This window comes from Salegentibacter sp. UBA1130 (assembly GCF_002311535.1).
In the GTDB taxonomy this organism is placed as follows: Bacteria; Bacteroidota; Bacteroidia; order Flavobacteriales; family Flavobacteriaceae; genus Salegentibacter; species Salegentibacter agarivorans.
Genome location: NZ_DCAP01000027.1, coordinates 1 through 7268, shown reverse-complemented (window position 1 = coordinate 7268; position 7268 = coordinate 1). Strand labels below are relative to the sequence as shown.

The following is a 7268-nucleotide window of genomic DNA, read 5'->3' as shown; positions in this document are numbered from 1 at the left end:
ATTTTTCACGGAAAAATGTTTTCACCTTATTTACCATCATAAAGCCCTAAAATTTACGAAAATGACTACCCAACACAGCGTAGCGTGTTATCCTCTTGCTACTCCCCTAATTTTTGCGAACACACTTCATTTAGGGGTTATCTATATTTTCTCTTTTATAATAGTTCTGTGAAGTAAGAAACAGTTATCCAAACAATTCAATTGTTAATCACTAAGACAAAATCTTTATTAAATTCTAAATAGCCCACAAGCCAATTTATACATAGTATTTTTCTTACAACAATTACCTTCAGCTCCTAGCAATATTAGATTATTGGCAGTTATTCATTGCTGAGCACAGTAATTAAGATTTAATTTCTATATTTATTCATTCACAAATTATTAACATTTCAAAGGCAATGGCAGTCAAAAATCTGGGCCTTAGAATCTCATATTTTAAGAAGCCAATATTTATTGGCTTTATTACTTTTATCATATTTCTATTAATTGGGAATTTTATGCTCTATCAACGGTATAGGATTCTAAAGGAAGCTCAGCGAAGGGAGATGTCCACCATCATAAACCTGGTAGAAAAGAATATGAACCAGGCTCTTAAATATAGCTATTCCGCAGCCTTGAGCTTGGGCATGCAAGTGAATAATGAGGGAGAAGTCAAGAATTTTGAAGAAGTCGCCTCAAGATTAGTTGATAACAATCCTAATATTAACGCAGTAGAAATAGTTGAGGGCGGTGTCATAACCCATGTCTACCCTTTTGAAGAAAATAAAGCTGCCCTTGGGTTACAAATTTTTGAAAAAAAAATTCATAGAATAGAAGCTTTAAGAGCGGTAGAGGATAAACAAATGTTCTTCGCGGGCCCTTTGGAACTAAAACAGGGTGGGCTAGCTGTAATTGGCAGATTACCTATTCTTAAAAATAATGAATTATGGGGATTTAGTGCTGTAATAATACGTTTGGATAACCTTTTAGCGCAGTCGGGAATAGATCAGTTTTCTAATGAAGAATATAATTTTCAATTTTCCAAAATTGAAAATTCCACAAGGAAAGAAACCTTTTTTCTTCCGGCATTTGAAAACTTCGATAAATCATATTCTGAAGAAATTACTCTTCCAGACGGCGATTGGAAATTTTATATATTTCCTAAGAACCCCAATGAAATAGTTTATATACTATTACCAGGAATGCTCTTAATAATATTTTTATCAGGATTATTTGGTTTTATATTATACAAATATTCGAGGGAGCCGGAAATTTTAAAAGCAATAGTTGATAAAAAATCGAGGCAACTTTTTAAAAGCGAAAACAAATTTTTGACTGTATTTAACCAGGCAGCAATTGGTATGGCTGTAATTGATTCTAATACGGGGATCTTACTTCAATCAAATTCAAAATTACAACAGCAATTAGGGTATACTAACGAGGAATTATTAGAACTAGACTTTAAAACGATCACTACTAAGGTTGATTTTGATGAGAACCAAAGGCTTATGCGAGAGCTTTGCAATAACAAAAGGAAAGAATATTCGCATAAAATCAAATTATTAAAAAAGAACGGTGAGTATATCTGGGTCCGGTTAACAGTTTCTGCGCTTTGGCAGTTAGGAGAAAAACCATCAACCCATATAGCTTTAATTGAAGATATTTCGGAAAGTGAACGTGTAAAGAAGGAATTAAGGAGAAGCGAACTAAAATTCAGAACTATTTTTAATCAGGCAGCGGTAGGAATGTCCAGAACAGATTCTGATACCGGAAACATACTTGAAAGTAACAAGGCCTTCCAAAATTTGATCGGCTACACCGAAGAGGAACTTACCAATAAGCCCTTTATAGAAATTTCCCATCCTGATGAAATTCAGGAAAACCAAAACCTACTAAAAAAGCTACAGCGTAATGAGATCAAAAACTTCCAAATAGCAAAACGCTTTATTCGCAAAGATGGAAAAATACGATGGGTTCATTTAAGTGTAACTCCATTGTGGAACGAAAAACAAAAATTTAATTCCCACATAGCAATTATTGAAGATATTACAGAAAGGGTTGAAGCCCAACGGAAGCTTCAGAAAAGTGAAGACCGATTCCGGGCCCTGGTGGAATATTCAAATGAAATGATTCTAATTTTAGATAAGAACAAGAAAACTATTTATTCTTCTCCTGCATTTAAAAAACTGATGTATCAAAAAGAGGTTAAGACTAATTCCCTATTATCTTTAGTTCATTCCGATGATCAAGCTTATGTAAAGAAGAAACTCGAAGAATCTAAAAAACTTCCTGGAACTCCTTTAACAGATATTATTTTTAGATCTGTTATCCATGAAGACCAAGTGATTTGGAATGATATGACGATCAACAACTTGTTAGAACAAGAAAGTATCCAGGGATTTGTTCTAAATATTCGCAATATCACGGAAAGTAAAGAATCAGAGTTACGTTTAAAAGACTCTTATAAATTGGTAAAAGAGCAGAATAAGCGTTTAGTAAACTTCTCTTATATCGTTTCACATAATTTAAGATCGCATTCTAGCAATCTTGAATCTTTACTAGGTCTCTATCAAAGTAGCGATTCTGAAGAAGAAAAAGAAGAATATTTAAATCTTCTTCCGGCCGTATCTAACAATTTGAGTCAAACACTTTATGATCTTAATGAGGTGATTTCTATCCATAATAATCATTCTCTAAAAATGGAATATTTAAATATAAAATCCTGCATATCTCACACCCTGGAGTCTTTTGCTTTAAGTATAAAAGAAAAAAATGCTGAAATAGATATAGAGGTTCCTGAAGATATGGAATTGTATTTGAATCCTGCTTACCTGGAAAGCATAATGCATAACCTAATTTCGAATGCCTTGAGATATTGTCACGCAGAACGTAACCCTAGAATCTCCATAAAGGGCTTTCAAGAGAATAATACATATATTTTAGAGGTAAGCGATAACGGAATAGGAATAGATCTGGATAAAAATAGGGATAAAATATTTGGCCTCTATAACACCTTCAGTAATTCAACAAATTCCCGCGGAATTGGTCTTTTCATTACCAAAAACCAAGTTGAGGCGATGGGTGGAAGAATAAAAGTAAAAAGCGAAATAGGTAAAGGTTCCTCCTTTAAAATTTATATTAACTAAAGATGGTAAATCATATCTGTACTATAGATGATGATCCAATCTACCAGCTTATTATAAAAAAAATAATAAATAGAGCTGGGATTTTTCAAGAGCACACTCATTTTAGCAGTGCTGTAGATGCCATTGAAAAATTTAAGGACCGGGAATTTAGATTGCCAAATATAATTTTACTTGATATTAATATGCCACAAATGGATGGATGGGAGTTTATAGAAAAAATGAGGGAGATAAGGCCAGGTTTTAGTAAACATACAAAGGTTTATATCGTCAGTTCCTCTATATCTGAAGTCGATCGAGAAAAAGCAGAACTGATCGAAGAAGTGAGTGCCTATATAACAAAGCCACTTCACAGAGAAAAATTAATGACGATGGTTAAAGTTGAAGAGTAATTTTTTATTTGTGTCTTTATATCGTTACTGATAGTCAAAAATTAGAAACTATAGTTTAACCGAGATCGAAAAGGCAGTAATTATGGATTATCCTTTGTAAAACCCTCAAAAGTGAGAATTATTACTTTATAATTTTTCTACACTAATAATGGCAATCATTGTTGAAAGATCCTCCGGATTTTCGATGGAGGAAAATGAAAATTTATTGGTATTGGGATCAAAGGAATATAAACTGAAACCCTCTTTAGCAATTAAGCCAATAAACTTATCGATCTGAGAATTATAAAATGTTTTATGGGCAAATTGAATTGCCGAGATATTAGAAGCAGTACTAATTTCTTCCATTTCCTCATCATTAATATTATAAACATAAGGACGTACAGCACCCATGTAGCTGGAATTTAAAATTGGAGCAAAACCAAATAATTTTTGAGTCCCTGGTATGTATCCTAAATTCAATAATCCTGTTTCAGTATCTTCCTGTGGCAGTAGTTTGAAGGTTTTCTCATTTAGATCAATTTCTAAAAGATCAGTATGGTCCACCTTATTATCTTTTGAGGCGCTTAAATATAACTTTTGCCCAATTAATTGTGAAGAATAAACTTCTTTATAGCCCTGGGTATTAAGATTTATATTCTGCAGAACTGTAAATTCGAATGTCACAGGATTAATTCGAACGATTTTTATGGGACTACCAAAACTGGGTACATCAAATTCCTGTCGCACTACACCAATAAGCTCTTGGTTTGTTTCATCCCAATCCATTGCCATTATACCGGGATTATCACCAAATTCTTCCGGAAAATTTAAAATTATCTTTTCACTCTGGTAGGTCTCTTTGTTGAGTTTAAAAATACGTCCTTCTATGGGATCAAACCACGCCTCATAAATATAAGTATGCGTGGGTGAAGAAGTGACTGTATTAAATATAGTATTGAATTCCAGGCCAGGAACCTTCCCAATGCTGGTAACTATTCCGCTATTATCTCCAATAGAAAATAAGGTACCATCATTACGAAGTGCTATATAATTGTATTGATCCTTTACTACAGGAATTTCTGGTTCTTTAGTATCTGAATCCGAATCGGTTGAACATGAAAATGAGAAAATTGCTATTAAAAAGCACAGTATAGGTGGTAAAAATCTAAGTTTCATAAGTCATTATTGAATGTACCTAAATTAGCAAATTTTCATATTCGTTTATTTATTTCCAAGATAAAAAATACTGGTTGTTATTTATGCCTGGAAAATTGAATAGGAATCATCATTCCTACGGAACTTCAACATCCCTTCCCTTTCATATATCAATTTTTGAGTCCAGGATTCTATTGCTTTTCCCCCATTGATTCAGGTTTCCCCTTAGACCCAAAGCCTTTTACATTTCCTTGATCATCCAAAAAAAATTGCCATTCAACTGATTGGTCTTTAAAATAAAAAGTGGTGTCCGAAGACGGCACTAGTTCTTCCTTACCAGGAATAGGATCAGGACGTAAATACAGTTTTTCATTCTCCACTGTAATATGGAGTAGACCGAAACCTGGTGTCAAATAACTTCCTACATATTTATCATATAGATCCGGGTCAATAATATATTCAGTTGGTTCGTATTGTGCTTCAGGCATTATAAATTCATTACCCATCCAAATATTACGAACCGTCCAATACACATCTTTCCAATATCTACCTGAAAAATTATGGATATAGATCAATGTTGAATTGCTATCAGGATATCGCTGGATACTGGCCCTTTTGTTGGGGCCATCTCCAAGAATATAAAATTCTTTTTGCGGAGCATCATCAATCACCCACCAGGCCAGACCATATGTACTGAGAGAACCATCAGCCAGAAGTGTTTTCGAAAAGGTGTTTTTTATGTTTTTTTCGGAAAGGATTTTATCATTGTAGAAAGATTGTTCAAAGCGATAAAGATCTTCTGCAGTCGAATATAGGTTTCCGTCACCCGATGGGGCATAAAAGTTATCTCCACCTACTTCTTCTGAGGCCTGGCTAAGGTTCTGAAAGTAAGTGTTATTTAATTCTAATGGTTGAAAGATTTTCTGAGAGACATAATTTTCATATGACATTCCCGATATTTTTTCTACCAATGCTGCCAGTGTGATATAATTACTATTTTGATAATTATAACGCATCGCTGGCGTTTCAACGTTTACAGGATACTCAGACACAAGATCTACAATATCTAAGTTCTCCATATATTTTGTAGTGTCACCCTTATTCACTGCCATTTCAATAAAATTGGGTAAACCGCTTGTCATGGTAAGCAGGTGTTTTATAGTGACTCCATCATAGGGCCACTTTGAAAAATAAACCTGGACTTCATCTGATAAATTGAGCTTTCCTTCCTGTTCCAAATTAAGAACAGCCGCTGCCGTAAAGGCTTTTGTAATAGATTTTACGGCTAAAGGTGTCTTGGTAGTAATTGGGGTATCTTGGTTTGGAAGTTTTCCATAGCTTTTATTAAAAACTATTTTCCCTTGTTCTGCAATTAAAATTTGCCCGTGAAAAAGTTCCTCTTTTTCTATAATAGTTAAAACAGAATCTAATTGTTGCTTCCACTTCTGAGCGTAAGCATTACTTAAAATAAAAACAAAGATGATAAAATAAATGAAACGTTGCATGCCTTCTGATTTACATTTAAACAAATGTTGAATGCTCTGCTCAATACGGCAAATAAAGCCTATAGATTTCTTATAGACTAATTCAAATATCTCTTAAAAATGCCACCAGATCCGTTTCTGAGGATAATTCCATTTTTTTTCGCAACCTATACCTGGCAGTGTTTGCACTGGAAACGGAAATATTCAATTCTGCTTAGATCTTTTTGGTTGAATATCCATCAACGAGCATTTCAGCCACCAATAGATCGTTTGAAGTTAATAGATCAAACTTCTTTTTAAGCCGGTTTTGAAAACTAAGAGTTTGCATTTCCAGTTGGGAGAATTTATCCTGAAGTCGGAATTTATATCCCATAAAATTGGGCTTACTTTTTCTCTGGTTAGCAACCACCATCCAAATAAAAATGGACAACACTAAACAGGAAAAAATGATAAAATTCCATCCTCTTTCTTTCATAAAGAGGATTTGCATCTTATTTTTTTCTATTTGATGAATATCATTTGGTTGGTGTTCTCTGATCTTTTCTAGTATATCCGGATCAATAGGCCCAGTTGAAAATGACACATAAATGCTAGAGCATACAATTATGAATATAACAGCCAGAAAAACATGGTAGAATTTAATATTCCCTGAAAACGGCCTGCTTGACATTAGTTTGAAAATATTAATTTTTAACGGTTTAATCTAGGAAAGATTTTACTTTACTGCAATAGATTTTTTATAGATACATCGGTTTTAAGATGATCTTGCCTCGTGCCACTCAAATCTAGGTAAAAATATATGTAGGATTACCTAATCAAGCATGCTCACGTCTTTGTATATTCTACGTACTTTTTGAGCAAAGTATTCGATTCACCTTACGGGCTTAAAAATACTTGTTATTATTAGTAATCAATTGTTTAGAATTAAGCTTTCTTACTTCTAATTTATAGGGCTTTCAAAAAATTTTAAGAGAGACCCACGCGTTGTATATGCTAAGCGCATTTAGTGAGTGAAATGTTCAGCTCACCTTGCGGGTGTACAAGCACCCTCGAAAATGTTTTAACCAATGATCAGTTCAATACCGGCTTTTTCGGCCTTGTATTTTATTTTAGTCATTAGATCATAGTAGCCCCAG

General features: G+C 33.7%; 5 protein-coding genes. 2 read left to right on the top strand and 3 right to left on the bottom strand.

The annotated features are described in order from the left end of the window. The first annotated feature begins 545 nt into the window (after positions 1-545). Positions 546-3125: a PAS domain S-box protein gene (locus B4F31_RS10185; protein WP_286761254.1), complete on the top strand. Its 2580-nt coding sequence runs from the start codon at positions 546-548 to the stop codon at positions 3123-3125. Positions 3126-3127: 2 nt separating this feature from the next. Further along, entirely contained in the window at positions 3128-3514 is a 387-nt protein-coding gene (locus B4F31_RS10180; RefSeq protein ID WP_286761253.1) for a response regulator, read from the top strand. 126 nt (positions 3515-3640) lie between these two features. On the opposite strand, the gene B4F31_RS10175 is transcribed toward B4F31_RS10180, so the two are convergent. The 3 genes from B4F31_RS10175 to B4F31_RS10165 form a co-directional block, all read right to left on the bottom strand. Continuing rightward, complete coding sequence (locus tag B4F31_RS10175; protein WP_286761252.1) at positions 3641-4669, bottom strand: hypothetical protein; 1029 nt, start codon at positions 4667-4669, stop codon at positions 3641-3643. 170 nt (positions 4670-4839) lie between these two features. Further along, positions 4840-6153 carry a serine hydrolase gene (locus B4F31_RS10170; RefSeq protein ID WP_286761251.1) on the bottom strand — a complete coding sequence of 438 codons (1314 nt, stop codon included), beginning with the start codon at positions 6151-6153 and terminating at the stop codon, positions 4840-4842. A 193-nt stretch (positions 6154-6346) separates the two neighbouring features. Then, positions 6347-6607 (bottom strand): hypothetical protein, encoded by a 261-nt coding sequence (locus B4F31_RS10165; protein WP_286761250.1) that lies wholly within the window; start codon positions 6605-6607, stop codon positions 6347-6349. Positions 6608-7268 lie beyond the last annotated feature (661 nt).

Coding starts and splice junctions, on each gene's coding strand:
- B4F31_RS10180 (WP_286761253.1), top strand. CDS start 3,128: ATGGTAAATCATATCTGTACTATAGATGATGATCCAATCTACCAGCTT.
- B4F31_RS10175 (WP_286761252.1), bottom strand. CDS start 4,669: ATGAAACTTAGATTTTTACCACCTATACTGTGCTTTTTAATAGCAATT.
- B4F31_RS10170 (WP_286761251.1), bottom strand. CDS start 6,153: ATGCAACGTTTCATTTATTTTATCATCTTTGTTTTTATTTTAAGTAAT.
- B4F31_RS10185 (WP_286761254.1), top strand. CDS start 546: ATGTCCACCATCATAAACCTGGTAGAAAAGAATATGAACCAGGCTCTT.
- B4F31_RS10165 (WP_286761250.1), bottom strand. CDS start 6,607: ATGAAAGAAAGAGGATGGAATTTTATCATTTTTTCCTGTTTAGTGTTG.